This window comes from Brachybacterium sp. NBEC-018 (genome assembly GCF_024860185.1).
GTDB lineage: Bacteria > Actinomycetota > Actinomycetes > Actinomycetales > Dermabacteraceae > Brachybacterium > Brachybacterium rhamnosum.
In genome coordinates this window covers 3,428,717-3,447,213 of the sequence record NZ_CP100650.1, presented here as the reverse complement: position 1 = coordinate 3,447,213, position 18,497 = coordinate 3,428,717, and the positions used below count along the sequence as shown (strand labels likewise).

The 18,497-nt window shown below is 75.0% G+C and carries 15 protein-coding genes; 12 read left to right on the top strand and 3 right to left on the bottom strand.

The window, feature by feature from the left end:
* Nucleotides 1-2: 2 nt before the first annotated feature.
* Nucleotides 3-1,265 (bottom strand): multidrug effflux MFS transporter, encoded by a 1,263-nt coding sequence (locus tag NLU66_RS15655; protein ID WP_259360533.1) that lies wholly within the window; start codon nucleotides 1,263-1,265, stop codon nucleotides 3-5.
* A 49-nt stretch (nucleotides 1,266-1,314) separates the two neighbouring features.
* Between NLU66_RS15655 and NLU66_RS15650 the strand changes: the two genes are divergently transcribed.
* The 11 genes from NLU66_RS15650 to hutH all read left to right on the top strand — a co-directional run bounded on the left by NLU66_RS15650 (nucleotide 1,315) and on the right by hutH (nucleotide 14,496).
* Nucleotides 1,315-1,788, top strand: coding sequence for a MarR family winged helix-turn-helix transcriptional regulator (locus NLU66_RS15650; RefSeq protein WP_259360532.1), 474 nt, complete (start codon nucleotides 1,315-1,317; stop codon nucleotides 1,786-1,788).
* On the top strand, nucleotides 1,785-2,594 hold the full coding sequence (locus NLU66_RS15645; protein WP_259360531.1) for an IclR family transcriptional regulator: 810 nt from the start codon (nucleotides 1,785-1,787) through the stop codon (nucleotides 2,592-2,594). Before NLU66_RS15650 ends, NLU66_RS15645 begins: the two co-directional genes overlap by 4 nt.
* 25 nt (nucleotides 2,595-2,619) lie before the next feature.
* Nucleotides 2,620-3,606, top strand: a complete 987-nt coding sequence (locus NLU66_RS15640; RefSeq protein WP_259360530.1) for an alpha/beta hydrolase — start codon at nucleotides 2,620-2,622, stop codon at nucleotides 3,604-3,606.
* Nucleotides 3,603-5,090 (top strand): alcohol acetyltransferase, encoded by a 1,488-nt coding sequence (locus NLU66_RS15635; RefSeq protein ID WP_259360529.1) that lies wholly within the window; start codon nucleotides 3,603-3,605, stop codon nucleotides 5,088-5,090. The genes NLU66_RS15640 and NLU66_RS15635 overlap by 4 nt, the downstream gene beginning before the upstream one ends.
* On the top strand, nucleotides 5,087-5,770 hold the full coding sequence (locus tag NLU66_RS15630) for a DUF6320 domain-containing protein (protein ID WP_259360528.1): 684 nt from the start codon (nucleotides 5,087-5,089) through the stop codon (nucleotides 5,768-5,770). The genes NLU66_RS15635 and NLU66_RS15630 overlap by 4 nt, the downstream gene beginning before the upstream one ends.
* Nucleotides 5,771-5,887: 117 nt before the next feature.
* Nucleotides 5,888-7,645, top strand: a complete 1,758-nt coding sequence (locus tag NLU66_RS15625; protein WP_259360527.1) for a urocanate hydratase — start codon at nucleotides 5,888-5,890, stop codon at nucleotides 7,643-7,645.
* A gap of 1 nt (nucleotide 7,646) precedes the next feature.
* Complete coding sequence (locus tag NLU66_RS15620; RefSeq protein ID WP_259360526.1) at nucleotides 7,647-9,065, top strand: purine-cytosine permease family protein; 1,419 nt, start codon at nucleotides 7,647-7,649, stop codon at nucleotides 9,063-9,065.
* Nucleotides 9,062-10,276, top strand: a complete 1,215-nt coding sequence (locus NLU66_RS15615) for an allantoate amidohydrolase (protein ID WP_259360525.1) — start codon at nucleotides 9,062-9,064, stop codon at nucleotides 10,274-10,276. The genes NLU66_RS15620 and NLU66_RS15615 overlap by 4 nt, the downstream gene beginning before the upstream one ends.
* The gene (locus NLU66_RS15610; protein WP_259360524.1) at nucleotides 10,273-11,652 is read left to right on the top strand and encodes a formimidoylglutamate deiminase; all 1,380 of its coding nucleotides are present in this window, start codon (nucleotides 10,273-10,275) and stop codon (nucleotides 11,650-11,652) included. Before NLU66_RS15615 ends, NLU66_RS15610 begins: the two co-directional genes overlap by 4 nt.
* Nucleotides 11,649-12,908 (top strand): imidazolonepropionase, encoded by a 1,260-nt coding sequence (gene hutI / locus NLU66_RS15605; RefSeq protein WP_259360523.1) that lies wholly within the window; start codon nucleotides 11,649-11,651, stop codon nucleotides 12,906-12,908. The genes NLU66_RS15610 and hutI overlap by 4 nt, the downstream gene beginning before the upstream one ends.
* 31 nt (nucleotides 12,909-12,939) lie before the next feature.
* Nucleotides 12,940-14,496 carry a histidine ammonia-lyase gene (gene hutH, locus NLU66_RS15600; protein ID WP_259360522.1) on the top strand — a complete coding sequence of 519 codons (1,557 nt, stop codon included), beginning with the start codon at nucleotides 12,940-12,942 and terminating at the stop codon, nucleotides 14,494-14,496.
* Between the two features lie 22 nt (nucleotides 14,497-14,518).
* Here the strand turns inward: hutH and NLU66_RS15595 are convergent, their stop codons facing one another.
* Nucleotides 14,519-15,388: a methyltransferase domain-containing protein gene (locus tag NLU66_RS15595; RefSeq protein WP_259360521.1), complete on the bottom strand. Its 870-nt coding sequence runs from the start codon at nucleotides 15,386-15,388 to the stop codon at nucleotides 14,519-14,521.
* A 40-nt stretch (nucleotides 15,389-15,428) separates the two neighbouring features.
* Here NLU66_RS15595 and NLU66_RS15590 point away from each other — a divergent pair, with 40 nt between their 5' ends.
* Nucleotides 15,429-16,013, top strand: coding sequence for a GNAT family N-acetyltransferase (locus NLU66_RS15590; protein ID WP_259360520.1), 585 nt, complete (start codon nucleotides 15,429-15,431; stop codon nucleotides 16,011-16,013).
* A 58-nt stretch (nucleotides 16,014-16,071) separates the two neighbouring features.
* Here NLU66_RS15590 and NLU66_RS15585 read toward each other — a convergent pair whose 3' ends face one another.
* Nucleotides 16,072-18,435, bottom strand: coding sequence for an excinuclease ABC subunit UvrA (locus tag NLU66_RS15585; RefSeq protein ID WP_259360519.1), 2,364 nt, complete (start codon nucleotides 18,433-18,435; stop codon nucleotides 16,072-16,074).
* Between the last annotated feature and the right edge of the window lie 62 nt (nucleotides 18,436-18,497).

Below are 18,497 nucleotides of genomic sequence, written 5' to 3'. Positions count from 1 at the left end.
GCCTATGCCGTGCGCACGGTCGGGGGAGCGGCCTCGTCGGGGGCGGTCCGCGCGATCAGCCCACCCGCCGCGGCGGCGAGCGTGCACACCGCCATGACGAGCAGCATCGGCAGCGCACCGGTCCCGTCGCCGAGGCTGACGAGCGGGGTGACGAGCGCCCCGAGGCCGAACTGCAGCGCCCCGAGGACGGCGGAGGCGGTGCCCGCGCCCTGGGGGACGGACGCGAGGGCGAGTGCGGTGGCGTTGCCGAGGATCAGGCCCTGGGCGGCGGTCGCCGTGAGGATCGGCAGCATGAGCCAGCGCGGGTCCGCGCCGGTGAGGCAGAGCGCGAGGCCGGCGGCGACGGAGATCCCGAGCGCGGTGATCCCGATCCGGAGCAGGCGTGCGGGGTCCATGCGGGCGGCGAGCCGGGCGGAGAGGGCGCTGACGGCCATGAGGGCGAGGGCGTTGGCACCGAAGGCCGCCCCGTAGGCGGCCGTGCCGAGGCCCATGAGCTGCTGGTAGATGAACGGCGAGGCGGAGATGTACGCCATCATCGCGGCGAAGGAGCAGGCGAAGGTGATCGTGCGGCCGAGGTAGACGCGGCTGCGCAGGGGGCTCGTGGTGGCGGCGCCCGCGGCCCGCTCGCGGCGGCGGGTGCGCCGCGCGGACGGGAGGGTCTCGCGGGTCCCGAGCAGCACGGTGAGAAGCATGATCAGGGAGAGTGCGAGGACGAGGGAGAGGAGGCCCCGCCAGCCCAGCCGGTCGCCGAGAAGGCCGCCGAGGACCGGGGCGATCACCGGGGCAACGCCGCTGACGAGCATCATCAGGCTGAAGGCCCGTGCGGCGGCGGGCCCGGCGGCCAGGTCGGCGATCATCGCGCGGCCGATCACCATGCCTGCGGCCCCTGCGAACCCCTGGACGAGCCGGGCGGCGACGAGCACGGTCGGATCGGGGGCGAGCACGCAGGCGAGGGAGGCGGCGACGAGCAGCGCGGAGCCGATCACGAGGGGCACTCGTCGGCCGAAGCGGTCGGAGAGGGGGCCGAAGACCAGCTGTCCGACGGTGAGGCCGAGGAGGAAGGTGGTCAGGGTCAGCTGGATCACGGTCGAGCTGGTCCCGAGCTCCGCCGCCATGGTCGGGAAGGTCGGGAGGTAGAGGTCGGTGGCGAGCGGGGCGATCGCGCTGAGGAGCCCGAGCGCGAGCAGGACGGTGGTGCCGATGGCGTCGGCGGTGGGGGCGTCGGTGCGAGTGGCCCGGGTGCCGGGCGGGGAGGTGGCGGTCATAGATAGTTATGAAAGCATAACTAGTGTGGGGGGCGATAGGATCCGGGACGTGACATCGCCGACGTCGAAGGGCGCCCACCCCGCACCGCCGCCGGACTCGGTGCTCGCCGACCTGGGGGACGAGATCGTGCAGCTCGCACGCCACCTCCAGCGCGGAGCCCACGAGCGCAGCGGCGCCGTCCCGCTCACGGGGACCGAGGTCATGGTCCTGCGGTACGTCGACCACCATCCCGGCGCGGGCCCGAGCGCCGTCGCGGAGGGCCTCGGGCTGCGCAGGCCGAACCTCTCCGCCGCCCTGCGCGGTCTCGAGAGCAAGGGCATGCTCGCGCGGCGTCCGGACCCCGAGGACTCGCGCGCCACGCGCCTCGAGCTCACCGACCGCGCCGCGGAGAGCAACCGACGCATCCGCGAGCACTGGGGACGCGAGCTCTCCGCCCGGCTCGGCACGCTCACCGACCACGAGCAGGAGGCGCTCGCCCGCGCCGTCGCGATCCTCGCCCGCGCCGATCAGGCGGTGACGTGACGAGCGGACGCGACCGCGACGCCGGCGCCGCCCCGGGCAGATCGAAGGTCCCCGCGGCCGATGCCACCCTGCGCATCCTCACGCACCTCGCGACCCAGCAGGGCCCGGTCGCCGCGGCGCGGATCGCGCAGGACCTCGACCTCCCGCGATCGCGGACCTACGACCTGCTCTCGGCACTCACCGAGCACGGGTACGTCGTGCACCTGGGGGAGGAGCGTCTGTACGGGCTCGGGCCGTCGGCGCACGAGCTCTCCGGCGGCCACCTGCGCCAGGTGCCGCTCGCGAGGATCGGCCGGCGTGTCGTGGAGACCATGGTCGACGAGGTGGGGGAGTCCGGGCACCTCGCCGTGCTGCGCGGGGCCGACGTCCTCTACGTCGTCGAGGAGCGCGCGCCACGGCGCCCGAGCCTCGTCACCGACATCGACGTGCGGCTCGCCGCGCACCTCACGGCGAGCGGCCGGGCGATCCTCGCGCAGCTCCCCGCGGCGCAGCTGCGCGCCCTCTACGGGCGCGAGGCGGACTTCTCCGCCCGCACCGACGTCCCCGGCCCCACCTCGCCGCGGGAGCTACGGGAGCTGCTCGCGCGGGTGCGCGCCGAGGGCGTCGCCCACGAGCACGGGGAGGTGACGGCGGAGCTCGCCTCCGTCGCGGCGGTGGTCCGCGACCATGCCGGCTACCCCGCGGCCTCCGTCGCCCTCACCTATCCCGCCCCGCAGGAGGGCGGGAACCTCGCGGCGCGCTGCGAGGCGGCCGTGCGCAGCGCCGCCGCGGAGATCACCCGGCGGCTGCGCGGCGTCGCGGCCTGAGCCGCGCGCCGCCTATCCTGCGCCCATGGACCCTTCCGACCGTGCCCGCCCCCGGACCGGCTCCGGGCGCCCTCCCGTGGGCGAGCTGCGGTCGCGGCTGCTGGGCCTGTTCTCCGCACCCCGCGTGAACATGCGCGAGGACTACGCGAAGGTGCGCCGCCTGCAGCGCGCGCTCGCCGGTCTCCCCTCGCTGCGCTACCAGCCGATCGACGTCACCGCCCGCTACGGCGAGGGCACCCATCCGGTGCCGATCCGGATGTTCCTGCCGCGCGAGCGGAGCCGCGAGGAGGTGGTCCTGTTCCTCCACGGCGGCGGCTGGGTCACCGGGGACGTGGACAGCTACACACCCGCCTGCGCCGCGATCGCGGACGCGCTGGGCTGCCCCGTGGCCTCCGTCGACTACCGGCTCGCGCCCGAGCACCCGTTCCCGGCCGGTCTCGAGGACTGCTACCGCGTCGCCAGGATGTTCCTCGCGGAGCCCTGGCGGGTGGGCCTCGAGGACGCCCGCTCGCTCGTGCTCATGGGCGACTCGGCCGGCGGCAACCTCGCCGCCGTCGTCTCCCAGCGGCTCGCCCGCGAGGGGCACGGGGTGCCGCGGCGGCAGATCCTGCTCTACCCGGTCACGCAGGAGGACCACGACCCGGCGACGAGCCCCTTCGAGTCCGTGCGCCGCTACGGGGAGGGGCTGCGGCTGACCTCCGCCGAGGTGCGCGACTACCTGGAGCTCTACGTCCCCGATCCCACGCGCCGGCACGATCCGGAGGTGGCCCCGCTGCACGGCACCGACCTCACGGGGCAGCCCGACACGCTCGTGATCACCGCGCAGCTCGACCTGCTCGCGGACGAGGGCGCCGCCTACGCCGCCGCGCTCGAGGCGGCCGGGAACCGGGTGCGCCTGCACGAGGTGGCGGGCGCCCTCCACGGCTTCATCACCCTGCCCCGCCGGGCCCGCGCACCCCGCGAGGCGCTCGGCGTCATGACGGCGTTCCTCGACGACGGGCCGCCCGGGTGAGCACCCGCGCCTGGGCACGGCTCGACAATGCCTCGAACATCTTCCTCGCGGCGCGCAGCGCCCGCGATCCCAAGGTGTTCCGCCTCGGCGCGGAGCTCGACCACGAGGTGGATCCGGTGCTGCTCCAGCGGGCGCTCGAGCTCACCGTGGACCGCTACCCGCTGTTCCGGGCGGTGCTGCGCCGCGGGCTGTTCTGGTACTACCTGCAGGGCAGTGACAAGCATCCGCAGGTCGTGGCCGACGTCCTGCCGCCCTGCGCCCCGCTCTACGAGCCGGGACACCCCGGCCTGCTGTTCCGTGTGGTCCACCACGCGGACCGGGTGGGCCTCGAGGTCTTCCACGCGCTGGTCGACGGCACCGGAGCGCTGTGGTTCCTCGGCGACCTGCTCGCCGCGTACCTGCGGCTGCGGGGAGAGGGACGGGACGCGAGCGACGAGGAGGCCGAGGGGGAGCGCCGGGAGGCCGCCCAGGAGGCGACCCGGGACGTGAACGAGGCGGAGGCCTCCGCGCACCGGGGGATCACGGTCGACGCCTTTCGCCACCACTTCCGACGCCGCCGGATCCGTGACCGGGCCCCCGATCCCGCCCGCTTCGCCCGCGACGCCGCCCCCGCGGCCCTGCGTGCCGCGGAGGAGCTCGCCTCCCTCGTCTCCACGGGGGCGACCGGGCGGGGCGGTCGCCCCGCTCGCATCTCCGGGGCCGACGGCGCCCACCACCGCTCCCGCGTCCACCGGGTCCACGGGGAGCTCACCCCGGACCTCCGCCCCCGCACCGTCGAGCTGTCGATGCCCGCGGACCAGGTGCTCGTCCTCTCCCGCGCGGCGGGTGTGTCCCTCTCCTCGTACCTCACGGCGCTGCTGCTCGAGGGGGTGCGCCGCTCCTCCGGCGGCCTCGGCACGGCCCGCACGCTCGCGGTCTCCGTGCCCGTGAACCTGCGGCAGTTCTTCCCCTCGCACTCCCCGCGCAACTTCTTCGCGACCGTGCGCCTCGAGCACACCTATGCGCCCCACGAGGCGGTTCCCGAGGTCGAGGTAGACCTCGACGAGCTCGCCCGGTCCCTCGAGGAAGGGTTCCGCCCGCAGGTGAGCGCGGAGGCGCTCGCGGCGCGGCTGCGCCGGTTGATCGGCCTCGAGCAGATGCTCGTGCCGCGACTGGTGCCGCGCCCGCTCAAGGACCTGCTGCTGCGGGTCGTCAACGCGCGCGTGAACCGCAGCCTGACTCTCGCCGTCTCGAACCTGGGCCGGGCGCAGCTGCCGGAGCCCGCGGAGGCGCATGTGCGGCGGATGATGTTCGAGGTCTCCGCGGTGCGCCCGCAGTTCTGCGCGATCTCCCACGCCGGGATCCTCACCGTGAGCTTCACCGCGCCCTTCGTGCGCACCGACCACGTGCGGGAGGTGGTGCGGCTGCTCGTCGCGCGCGGCGTCGAGGTGTCCGTCGCGGCGACCCGCGTGACCGAGCACGAGCTCGCCGAGGTGGGCGTGTGAGCCGCTGCCGCGGGTGCGAGGCCCGGATCGAGGGGAGCTGGACGCGCTGCCCGCTGTGCGGCACGGAGCTCGAGCCGTTCACGGACGGGACCGGCCCCGGCTCGCCCCGTCCCGCGGAGCCGTTCCCCGCCGTCGCGCTGCGCTACTCGGGCCGGCGCGTGCTGCGGGTGCTGCTGCTGGTCTCCGTGGGGATGGTGCTCGCCTCCTTCGCGCTGCAGCTGCTGCTGCCGCACACCGAGTCCGGCTGGGGCTGGCTGCGCGCCTCCTGGCTGGGGCTCGCGACGACCTGGCTGCTGGTCCTCATCGCGCTGCGGGAGCGGCGCAACCTCGCCCGGGCGACGGCCTATCTCGTGGTGCTCGTGGGGCTGGTGAGCGCGTACTGGGACTACCTCACCGGCTGGCACGCCTGGTCGGTGACCTACACCGTGCCGATCGTGTGCGGCAGCTCGATCATCGCAGTGCTCGTGCTGGTCCGGGTGCGGCGCATGGAGCCGGGGGACCACGTCCTGTACGCGGCGCTCACGATCGCACTGGGCCTGGTCCCGCTGCTCTTCCTGGTCCTGGGCTGGGTGACGACGCCGCTGCCCTCGCTGCTGTGCGCCGCGCTCGCGCTCGCGCAGATCACCGCCTCGCGGGGCCGGGAGGTCCTGCGGGAGCTCTCGAGGAGGCTCCATCTGTGACAGGCGTGAGAACTGTCCGGGATACCGGACAGTGACCGATCGGGGGCTCTCGACGGCCGGGGCCCCGGATGGTGTCCTGGATCTCACCCCGATCCCCATCCCGCAGCAGGAGTCCCGATGTCCCTCCCCGGCGCACGCCCCGTCCGCGCACCGCGCGGCACCGACCTCACCGCGAAGTCCTGGCAGACCGAGGCCCCGCTGCGGATGCTCATGAACAACCTCGACCCCGAGGTCGCCGAGCGTCCCGACGACCTCGTCGTCTACGGCGGCACCGGCCGCGCCGCCCGCAGCTGGGAGGCCTTCGACGCGATCGTCGCGACCCTGCAGGACCTCGAGGAGGACGAGACCCTGCTCGTGCAGTCCGGCAAGCCGGTGGGCGTGCTGCGCACCAACCCCTGGGCGCCGCGCGTGCTCCTCGCGAACTCGCACCTCGTCCCGGACTGGGCGACCTGGCCCGAGTTCCGGCGCCTCGAGGGGGAGGGCCTGCTCATGTACGGGCAGATGACCGCCGGCTCCTGGATTTACATCGCGACGCAGGGCATCCTCCAGGGCACCTACGAGACCTTCGCGGCGGTCGCCCGCGCCCGCTTCGGCGGCACCCTCGCCGGGACGATCACCCTCACCGGCGGCTGCGGCGGCATGGGCGGGGCGCAGCCGCTCGCCGTGACCCTCAACGGGGGCGTGTGCCTCATCGCCGACGTCGACCGCTCGCGCCTCGAGCGCCGCGTCGCCAAGCGCTATCTCACGGAGATCGCGGAGGACCTCGACGACGCCGTCGCCCGCGCCCGCGCCGCCCGCGACGAGGAGCGCGCCGTCTCCATCGGCATCGTCGGCAACGCCGCCGAGGTCTTCCCCGCGCTGCTCGAGCGCCACCGCGCGGGGGACCTGCGGATCGACGTCGTCACCGACCAGACCTCTGCCCACGACCCGCTCTCCTACCTCCCGCTCGAGCACGAGGTGGGCTCCTGGCAGGCCGAGGCCGCCGCGGACCCCGAGGGCTTCACCAAGAAGTCCCGTGAGTCCATGGCCCGCCAGGTCCAGGCCATGGTCGACTTCCAGGACGAGGGCGCCGAGGTCTTCGACTACGGCAACTCGATCCGCGACGAGGCCCGCACCGCCGGATGCGAGCGCGCCTTCGCCTTCCCCGGCTTCGTCCCCGCCTACATCCGCCCGCTGTTCTGCGAGGGCCTCGGCCCGTTCCGCTGGGTCGCCCTCTCCGGCGACCCGCAGGACATCGCCGTCACCGATGCCGCGCTCAAGGAGCTCTTCCCCGGGAACGAGCACCTGCACCGCTGGCTCGACGCGGCCGGCGAGTACGTCGAGTTCGAGGGCCTCCCCGCCCGCATCTGCTGGCTCGGCTACGGCGAGCGCCACCTCGCCGGGCAGCTCTTCAACCGCCTCGTGAAGGAGGGGAAGGTCTCCGCACCGATCGTCATCGGCCGCGACCACCTCGACTCCGGCTCCGTCGCCTCCCCGTACCGGGAGACCGAGGGCATGCTCGACGGCTCCGACGCGATCGCCGACTGGCCGCTGCTGAACGCCCTCACCGCCGCGAGCTCGGGCGCGACCTGGGTGTCCCTCCACCACGGCGGCGGCGTCGGCATTGGCCGCTCGATCCACGCCGGCCAGGTGGGCGTCGCCGACGGCACCGACCTCGCCGCCGCGAAGCTCACCGCGCTGCTCACCAACGACCCCGCCATGGGCGTGATCCGCCACGTCGACGCCGGCTACTCCCGCGCCGCCGAGGTCGCGGAGGAGCGGGGCGTCCGTGTCCCCCTGCCCCCGCACGTGCGCGACGCGGGGGACCCCGCCGGCGCCCAGCGCGAGGCGACCGCGCGCGCCGCGTCCCGCACCGCGCCGAAGGCGGGTGCCTGAGATGGCCCCCGCCGTCGCGGGCCTCGAACGGCGCAGCATCGACTTCGTCCCGGACGCCGAGCGGCACGGCCGCGTCTCCCAGCAGCTCACCCTCTGGTTCGGCGCGACCACGCAGATCACCGCCGTCGTGGACGGCGCCCTCGCGGTCGTCTTCGGCTCCCACGCCCTGTGGGCGATCGTCGGGCTCACGCTCGGCAACGTCCTCGGCGGGACCGTCATGGCACTGCACTCCGCGCAGGGACCCCGGCTGGGACTGCCCCAGATGATCTCCAGCCGCGCCCAGTTCGGCGTGATCGGGGCGGCGCTCCCGCTGGTCCTCGTGATCCTCATGTACCTCGGGTTCGCGGCGACGGGCACCGTGCTCTCCGGCCAGGCGATCAACCGCGTCCTGCACGTCGACGCCCCCTGGGTGGGGATCGTGCTGTTCGGCCTGATCACCTTCGTGGTCGCCGCGGTCGGCTACCGGTGGATCCACGGGCTGGGGCGGATCGCCACGGTGATGGGTGTGCTGGGCTTCGCCTGGATCACGCTGCGGCTGTTCACCGCGTACGACGCCGCGGGCCTGCTCTCCGACGCGACCTTCGACGCGGTGCCCTTCCTCCTGGCCGTGTCCCTCGGCGCCGGCTGGCAGCTGACCTTCGGCCCCTACGTCGCGGACTACTCCCGCTACCTCCCCGCGGGGACCCCGGCCCGCCGGACCTTCGGGGCGACCTTCGCCGGATCGGTGATCGGCTCCACCTGGGCCATGGCGATCGGGGCGCTCATCGCCTCCGTCCCGGGCTCCACCTTCCTGGACGACCAGGTGGGCTTCGTCGGCGAGCTGGCCGGAGGCGGGGCGATCGCGATCGTCATCTACCTCGTGATCGTCTCCGGCAAGCTCACCGTCAACACGCTCAACGCCTACGGCGGCGCGATGACCATGCTCACCACCGTCACCGGCTTCTCGCGGCGCGTCGTGGTCCGACCCGGCATGCGCCTCGCCTTCGTGCTCCTGTTCCTCGCGCTCTCCGTGATCATCGCGATCGCCGCCTCCGCGGACTTCCTCGCGAACTTCAAGAACTTCGTGCTGCTGCTGCTCATGGTGTTCACGCCGTGGAGCGCGATCAACCTCGTGGACTTCTACCTGGTCTCCCGGGAGCGGGTGGACATCCCCGCCCTCTACGACCCCCACGGCCGCTACGGCGCGTTCCGCGCGCCCGCCCTGGTCACCTACGTGATCGGCGTGCTCGTGCAGATCCCGTTCCTCGCCCAGACGATGTACACGGGCCCGCTGACGGTCGCCCTCGGCGGGGCGGACGTGAGCTGGATCGTGGGCCTCGTGGTCCCCGGCGCGCTCTACTGGGTGTGGGGCCGCGCCACGGACGTCTCGCCCGAGCGCACGATCCTCCCCGTCGACGCGCAGGAAGGGGCCCGGTCATGAGCGCCGTGCACGCCGGCTTCGACCGCCGCTGGGCCGAGCTGCTGCCTGTGGGCCGCGACGCCGCCTCGGGCGGCTACCGCCGCTTCGCCTGGACCCGCGAGGACCACACCCTGCGCGAGTGGTTCGCGGGGGAGTGCGAGGCCCTCGGCCTCGACCTCACCGAGGACCGCATGGGCAACCAGTGGGCCTGGTGGGGCGATCCCGACGAGACGCCGGGCGTCGTCATCGGCTCCCACCTCGACTCCGTGCCCGACGGCGGCGCGTACGACGGCCCGCTCGGCGTGGTCTCCGCGCTCGCCGCCGTGCAGGTCCTCCAGGAGGAGGGGTTCCGCCCCTCCGTCCCGATCGGCGTCGTGAACTTCGGGGACGAGGAGGGGGCGCGCTTCGGCGTCGCCTGCGCGGGCTCTCGCGTCATCACGGGAGCCATGACCGCGGAGCGGGCCCTGGGCCTGCGCGACGCGGACGGCGTGAGCATGGCCGAGGCCCTGCGCGCCGCCGGGCGCGGCCTCGGCCTCGGACCGGACCCGGCGACCCTCGCCCGCGTCGGCTCCTTCGTCGAGCTGCACGTCGAGCAGGGGAAGGCGCTCGCGCTCATGGACCCGGGGACCTCCGCGGTCGCCGTCGGCACCGACATCTGGCCGCACGGCCGCTGGCGCGCGGACTTCGCCGGCCGCGCCGACCACGCCGGCACCACGGCCCTCGCCGACCGGGCGGACGCGATGCTCGAGGCCGCGGCCTTCGCCCTCGCCGCCCGGGAGGCCGCCGCCCGCCGCGACGACCACGAGCACCGCTGCGTGGCGACCGTCGGCAAGCTCGAGGTGACCCCGGGCGGGATCAACGCGATCCCCTCCCACGTGACCGCCTGGCTCGACGCCCGCTCCCCGCGCGAGGACCTCGTGCAGGGGGTGATCGCGGACCTCCACGGGCTGTTCCCCGAGGCGCTGCGCGAGGAGTCCTGGACCCCCGCCACCCGCTTCGACGAGACGCTCACGCTGCGGGTGCGGGACGCGCTCGGGGAGGCCACGCCGCTGCTGGGCACGGGCGCCGGCCACGACGCCGGGATCCTCGCGAACGCCGGCGTGCCCACCACCATGCTGTTCGTCCGCAACCCCACCGGCTCCTCCCACACCCCCGAGGAGCATGCGGAGGCCGCGGACTGCCACGCGGGCGTGGACGCCCTGGTCACCGTCGTGAAGGAGCTCGCGGCATGAGCGGGACGGACGCCAGGGGCGCGCGGCGCACCCTCTGGTGCGAGCACGCGCTGCTGCCCGAGGGACACCGCCGCGGGGTGCGGATCGGCATCGACGCCGCCGGCCGGCTGGACCGGGTCGAGGTCGCCCCGCGGCAGGACGGCGACGAGATCCTGTCCGGCGTGACCCTGCCGGGCCTCGCGAACACCCACAGCCACGCCTTCCACCGGGCGCTGCGCGGCCGCACCCACGATGCGGGCGGCACCTTCTGGACCTGGCGCGAGCGGATGTACCACGTGGCCGCGCGCCTGGATCCCGAGCGCTATCTCGCCCTCGCCCGCGCCGCCTACGCCGAGATGGCGCTCGCCGGCGTCACCGCCGTCGGCGAGTTCCACTACGTCCACCACGCCCCCGGCGGCGCGCCCCATGCGGATCCGAACGCCATGGGCCGTGCGCTCGAGCAGGCCGCCGCGGAGGCGGGGGTACGGCTCACCCTGCTGGACACGCTCTACCTCGCGGGAGGCCTCGACGCGGGCGGGCACCTGCCCCCGGCTCCCGAGCAGCGCCGCTTCGCCGATCGCGACGCGGACGCCTGGGCGCAGCGGGTCCGGGACCTGCAGGAGCGCGAGGCGCCGCAGGGGGACATGCTCGTGGGCGCCGCGGCCCATTCCGTGCGCGCCGTGCCGCTCGACCAGCTCGAGCGGCTCGCCGCCCTGCTCCCCGAGCTCGGCGGGGGCGGGCCGCGCCTGCCGCTGCACGTGCACGTGAGCGAGCAGCCCGCGGAGAACGAGGCCTGCCTCGCCCATCACGGCCGCACCCCCGTGCGCCTGCTCGCCGACGCGGGCCTGCTGGACGAGCACCTCACCGCCGTCCACGCCACGCACCTCACGGCGGAGGACCTGCGCCTGCTCGGGGCGGCCCGGGCCTGGGCGAGCTTCTGCCCCACCACCGAGCGGGACCTCGCCGACGGCATCGGCCCCGCGCGGGCCCTGCGCGAGGCCGGGGCGCGGCTGTGCCTGGGCAGCGACCAGCACGCCGTGATCGACCTCGTCGAGGAGGCCCGCGCCCTCGAGATGCACGAGCGGCTGGCGAGCGGCGAGCGCGGCCGCCTCACCCCCGCGCAGCTGCTCGAGGCCGCGACCGGCCACGGCAGCATCGGGCGCCCCGACGCCGGGCGCCTCGCCGTCGGCGCCCCCGCGGATCTCGCGGTGCTCTCCCTGGACACGGTGCGCACGGCCGGCTCTGACCCGGCGCAGATCCTGCTCACCGCGACCGCGGCGGACGTCACCACCGTGATCCGCGGCGGGGAGACCATCGTCGCCGAGGGCCGTCACCGCCTGGGCGACGTGGCCCGCCTGCTCCAGGACGCCATCAGCCCCCTCTGGGAGGACGCATGACCAGCACCCTGCTCACCGGCATCAGCGAGCTGTGGACCCTCGACCCGGCCCTCGAGGAGCCGGACGAACGGGGCGCCGCTCCCGGTCAGGTGCTTCGCGACGCCGCGCTCGTGGTCGAGGACGGCCGTGTTGCCTGGACCGGCCCCGCCGCCGAGGCCCCCGCGGTGGATGCCCGCGAGGACCTCGGCGGCCGCGCCGTGCTCCCCGGCTGGGTCGACTCCCACACCCACCTCGTCTTCGACGGCGACCGCGCCGCCGAGTTCGAGGCGCGCATGGCGGGGGAGTCCTACGCCGCGGGCGGCATCGCCGTCACCACCGCCGCGACCCGCGCCGCGAGCGACGAGCGGCTCCTCGCCCTCGTCCGCTCCCGGATCGCGGAGGCCGCCGCAGGCGGCACCACGGCCCTCGAGACGAAGACCGGCTACGGCCTCACCGTCGGCGAGGAGGCCCGCGCCGCGCGCCTGCTCGACTCCCTCGCCCGGGCCGGGGAGATCGACGAGGTGACCTTCCTCGGTGCCCATCTCGTGCCCGAGGAGCACGCGGGCCGCGCGGAGGCCTACGTGGACCTCGTCGTGGGGGACATGCTGCAGGCGGTCGCCCCGCACGTGCGCTGGATCGACGTGTTCTGCGAGGACGGCGCCTTCGACCCGGGGCAGTCCGCCCGCGTGCTCGCCGCGGGCGCCGCCGCGGGCCTCGGACTTCGTGTGCACGGCCATCAGCTGGGCCGCAGCGGCGGCGTGGAGCTCGCCGTGCGCCACGGCGCCGCGAGCGTCGACCACCTCAACCACCTCGATGCGGGGGACGTGGACGCGCTCGCCGCGACCGCCTCCCTGCCCACCGCCCCCGGGGACGCCCCGGGCCGTCTCGCGGTGGATGCGGGGCCGACGGTCGCGACCGTGCTGCCCGCGTGCGACCTCTCCACCCGTGCCCCGCTCGCCCCCGCCCGCGCCCTGCTCGACGCGGGCGCCCACCTCGCGATCGCCTCGAACTGCAACCCCGGCACGAGCTACACGAGCGCCCTGGGCTTCTGCGTCGCGACCGCGGTGCTGCAGATGCGCCTCACCCTCGCCGAGGCGATCCGGGCCGCGACCCGCGGCGGGGCGCTCGCCCTGCGCCGCGACGACGTCGGCCACCTCGGCGTGGGAGCCCGCGCGGACCTCCACGTGCTCGACGCCCCCGCCGCGATCCACCTCGCCTACCGCCCCGGCATGCCGCTCACCCACGAGGTGCGCCGTGCCGGCCGGCGCCTGCCCTGAACCCGCCTCCCTTCGACCGAGAGGACCCGCCATGACCTCCCCCCGCACCCCCGAGACCGTCACGCTCTCCGGCACCGACATCACGCCGGAGCAGGTGCTCGCGGTCGCGCGCCGCGGCGCCCGCGTCGAGCTCGACCGCGCCGCCCGCGAGCACGTCGCCGCCGTCCGCGCCCACATCGACGCCCTCGCCGCGGGGGAGACCCCGGTGTATGGCGTCTCCACCGGGTTCGGCGCCCTCGCGGACACCTCCATCCCGCCGTCCATGCGCCACGCCCTCCAGCGCTCCCTCATCCGCTCCCATGCGGCGGGCGCCGGTCCCGAGGTGGAGAGGGAGGTGGTGCGTGCGCTGATGCTGCTGCGCGCCCGCACCCTCGCCTCGGGCCGCACGGGCGTGCGGCCCGTCGTCGTCGAGACGATGCTCGCCCTGCTGAACGCCGGCATCACCCCGATCGTCCACGAGTACGGCTCGCTCGGCTGCTCGGGGGACCTCGCCCCGCTGTCGCACTGCGCGATCGTCCTCATGGGGGAGGGGCGCGCCCGCGACCGCGACGGCGCGGAGCGTCCCGTCCCGGAGCTGCTCGAGGAGGCCGGGATCGCCCCCGTGCTGCTCGAGGAGAAGGAGGGCCTCGCCCTCATCAACGGGACCGACGGCATGCTCGGCATGCTGCTCATGGCCCTCGCGGACCTCGACGAGCTCGTGCGCACCGCGGATCTCACCACGGCCCTGACCGTGCAGGGCCTGCGCGGCCGGGACGGCGTCTTCCGTCCCGAGCTGCACGCGCCGCTGCGCCCGCACCCCGGGCAGGCGGCCTCCGCCGCGAACGTGCTGGCCCTGCTCGAGGGCTCCCCGATCATCGCCGACGTCGCCGCAGAGGGCTCCCGCGTCCAGGACGCCTACTCGCTGCGCTGCGCCCCGCAGGTCGCGGGCGCCGTGCGGGACACGATCGCGCACGCCCGCACCGTCGCCGAGCGGGAGCTGGCGAGCGCGATCGACAACCCCGTCGTGCTCGAGGACGGCACCGTCACCTCGAACGGCAACTTCCACGGCGCCCCGGTGGCCTACGTGCTCGACTTCCTCGCGATCGCGAGCGCGGACCTCGCCTCGATCGCCGAGCGGCGCACAGACCGGATGCTCGACAAGGCCCGCTCCCACGGGCTGCCGCCCTTCCTCGCCGACGACCCGGGCGTCGACTCGGGCTTCATGATCGCCCAGTACACGCAGGCGGCGCTGGTCTCCGAGATGAAGCGCCTCGCGGTGCCCGCGAGCGTGGACTCGATCCCCTCCTCGGCGATGCAGGAGGACCACGTCTCGATGGGCTGGCACGCGGCCCGCAAGCTCCGCACCTCCGTGGAGGACCTGCGCCGGGTGCTCGCGATCGAGCTGCTCACGGCCGCGCGGGCCGTGGACCTGCGCGCCCCGCTGCAGCCCTCGGCCGCGTGCGCCGCGGTGATCGGCGCGCTCCGCGAGGACGTGGAGGGGCCGGGGCCGGACCGCTTCCTCGCCCCGGACATCGCCGCCGCGGAGGCGGGCCTGCGGGACGGCTCCCTGCTCGCCGCCGCGGAGGGGGTCGTGGGCCCGCTCGCCTGATCCCGCGCGTGGACGGTGCGGGTCAGCGCACCGTCCACGCGCTCACCCGGACCGAGAGCGTCACCTCGAGCACGTCCGGCAGCGCGAGCGCGGCCGGGTCGACGTGGCGGGCGCTCGGGGTCATGAGCACGAGGTCCGCGGCCGCCTCCGCGCCGAGCCGCAGCGGCGCCCGCACGATGATCTCGGGGCCCGCCGTGAAGTGCGGGTCCAGGGCGGCGGCGAGCCGCTCCTCCTTGCGCGGGTCGATGCCGACCATCGCGGGCACCGTCTCCCGCAGCTCGGCGAGGTGGTCCGGTGCGGGGCGGGCCACGACGAGCCGGCCGCCCGGGCGCAGCACCCGTGCGAACTCGGGCGGGTTGCGCGGGGAGAACACGTCGAGCACGACGTCCACGGAGGCGTCGGCGAGCGGCAGGCGGGAGAAGAGGTCCGCCCCGACCGCGGCGAGGTCCTCGTGGGCGCGGGCCGCGAAGCGCAGGGAGCGGGTCGAGGTGTCCAGGCCGATGCCGAGGGTCCCCGGCTGCTCCGCGAGCAGGGCGGCGAGGTACCAGCCCGAGCCGCAGCCCGCGTCCAGGACCGTCCGACGGGCGGCGGCGGGGCTCCCGTCGGGGCCGGCGCAGGCCTCCGGGGCGGCGAGGTCCAGCACCGCGTCCCGCAGCGGGCCGTAGGCGCCGGTCGCGAGGAAGCGGTCCCGGGCCCGGGCCATGTCGTCGTCGTCCCCGCTCACGGGCGCGGGACCGGAGAGCAGGGAGACGGATCCGCCGCGCGCCGCGTCGAAGCGGTGGCCGCCCGCGCAGCCCAGGGTGCGCTCCCGGGCGTCGAGCGGCAGCGCGCACACGGGACAGCGCAGCAGCGGCAGCGCGGCGAGCAGGGCGGCGGGGAGCGGGCGGGTCACGGGGACACGGTACGGGGTGCACCGGCCCTACGCTGGCGCCATGACGGCACAGCGGCAGGACCATCACGAGCGCGTGGCCCCGGAGCGGATCGCCCTGCGGCTCCTGCTCGAGGAGGACGCCGCACGCCTCGCCCACCTCGAGACCGTGAACCGCGAGCACCTGCTCACCGGGGCCCCGGTGCGCCCCGAGGGATGGGCGACGGAGGAGGGGCAGCGGCGCATGATCCGCTCGCTGCGCACCCAGCTCGAGGCCGGGTCCGCGGTCCCGCTCGTCATCACCGTGGACGACGAGGTCGTGGGCCGGCTGACCCTCAGCGGCGTGCTGCGCGGCCCCGCCCAGTGGGCGAGCCTCGGCTATTGGGTCGATGCGGGGGCGAGCGGGCGCGGTGTCGCCTCCTGCGCCGTGCGCGAGGCCGTCGATCTCGCCTTCGGCGCGCTCGACCTGCACCGCGTCGAGGCGAGCGTCGCCGTGGGCAACGAGGCCTCCGCCCGGGTCCTCGAGCGCAACGGCTTCACGCAGATCGGCCTCGCCCCGCAGTACCTCCGGCTCGGCTCGGCGGGCGGCGGCTGGGCGGACTGCCGCCTGTTCCATCGGATCAACCCCGCCTGGCGCGGCGAGGGCTGAGCCGACGGGGCCGACGGCGCCGTCGGCCGTCCCGGCGTCGGCCCCGTCGGCAGGCCCCTCAGGCCCCGACGTACTGCGCGAGCGCCTCGCCGGTGAGGCCCGCCCGCTCGGCGACGAGCTGCGCGGGCGTGCCCTCGAAGACGACGGTGCCGCCGTGCTGGCCGGCGCCGGGGCCCATGTCGATGATGCGGTCCGCGTGCGCCATCACGGCCTGGTGGTGCTCGATGACGATCACGGACTTCCCCGCGTCCACGAGGGCGTCCAGGAGCGCGAGCAGCTGCTCGACGTCCGCCATGTGCAGCCCCGAGGTGGGCTCGTCGAGCACGTAGATCCCGCCCTTCTCGCCCATGTGGGTCGCGAGCTTGAGGCGCTGCCGCTCGCCGCCGGAGAGGGTCGTGAGCGGCTGGCCGATCGTGAGGTAGCCGAGGCCCACCTGGTCCAGGTGGCCGAGGATCCGCGCCGCGGCGGGGACCTTCGCCTCCCCGTCGGAGAACAGCTCGCGCGCCTCCGCGACGGACATCTCGAGCACGTCGGCGATGCTGCGCCCGCCGAGGGTGTGCTCGAGCACGGACGCCTGGAAGCGGCGGCCCTCGCACTCCTCGCACACCGACTCGACGGTCTCGAGGAAGCCCAGCTCGGTGTACGTGACGCCGGCGCCGTTGCACACGGGGCAGGCGCCCTCGGAGTTCGCGGAGAACAGGGCGGGCTTGACGCCGTTCGCCTTCGCGAAGGCCTTCCGGATCGGCTCGAGCAGTCCCGTGTAGGTCGCGGGGTTCGAGCGGCGCGAGCCGCGGATCGGGGACTGGTCCACCATGACGACGTCCGCGTCGCGGGGGAGGGAGTCGTGGATGAGCGAGCTCTTGCCGGAGCCTGCCACGCCGGTGACGACGGTGAGCACGCCGAGCGGCACGTCGACGTCGACGTCGCGCAGGTTGTGGGTGCTCGCCCCGCGGATCTCGAGGGCCCCGGTGGGCTCGCGCACCGTCTCCTTGAGGCGGGTGCGGGCGGCGAGGAAGCGGCCCGTGAGGGTGCCGGAGGCGCGCAGCCCCTCGACGTCCCCCTCGAACACGAGCTCGCCGCCGTCGCGGCCGGCCCGCGGGCCCAGGTCGACGACGTGGTCCGCGATCTCGATGGTCTCCGGCTTGTGCTCGACGACGAGCACCGTGTTGCCCTTGTCCCGCAGCTCCAGGAGCAGCTCGTTCATCCGGGAGATGTCGTGGGGGTGCAGGCCCACCGTCGGCTCGTCGAAGACGTAGGTGACGTCGGTGAGGGCGGAGCCGATGTGCTGGACGAGCTTCGTGCGCTGCGCCTCGCCGCCGGAGAGCGTGCCGGAGGGGCGGTCCAGGGAGAGGTAGCCGAGGCCGATCCCGACGAAGGCGTCGAGCAGGGCGCGGAGGTTCGCCAGCAGCGGGCCCACGCCCTCGTCGTCGAGGCCCGCGACCCAGTCGCGCAGGTCGGTGACGGGCAGGGCGGAGACGTCGGCGATGGAGACCCCGTCGATGAGGGACGTGCGGGCGTGCTCCGCCAGCCGCGTGCCCTCGCAGTCGGGGCAGGTGATGAAGGTGACCGCGCGGTCCACGAAGGCGCGGATGTGCGGCTGCATCTGGTCGCGGTCCTTGGACAGCATGGACTTGCGGATCTTCGGGACGAGCCCCTCGTAGGTGAGGTTCACGTCCCCGATCTTCACCTTCGTGGGCTCCTTGTAGAGGAAGTCCTCGCGCTGGCGGGCGGTGAAGTCCTGGATCGGGACGTCCGGCGGCATGAACCCGGACTCGCGGATGATCCGCACGTTCCAGCCGTCGCCCGTGTAGCCGGGGATCGTGAACGGATCCTCGGAGAGGGTCTTCGTGCCGTCGTACAGCTCCGTCAGGTCGAGGTCGCTCACGTTGCCCATGCCCTCGCAGCGCGGGCACATGCCGCCCACGCGGGAGAAGTCCGCCTTCTCCGCGAGGGTCCTCCCGCCCTTCTTCACGGTGATCGCGCCGGCGGCGGAGACCGAGGGGACGTTGAAGGAGTACGCGCCGGGGCCGCCCACATGGGGCTCGGCGCGGCGGGAGAAGAGGGTGCGCAGGTAGGCGCTCGCATCCGTGATGGTGCCGACGGTCGAGCGGGGGCCGCCGCCGAGGCGCTCCTGGTCCACGACGATCGCGGAGGTCACCCCGGAGAGCACGTCCACCTCGGGGCGCGAGGTCGAGGGCATGAAGCCCTGCACGAAGGCGCTGTAGGTCTCGTTGAGCAGGCGGCGGGACTCCGCGGCGATCGTCCCGAACACGAGCGAGCTCTTCCCGGAGCCGGAGACGCCCGTGAAGACGGTGAGGCGGCGCTTGGGGATGTCGACGTCGACCCCGCGGAGGTTGTTCTCGCGGGCCCCGACCACGTGGATCACGTCATGGGCGTCGGCGGGATGGGCGGCGGCGGTCATGGCGGCTCCTGGGTGCGGTGGGGCGTCGGGACCGATTCAACCAGGATCACCCCGCCGGCGCG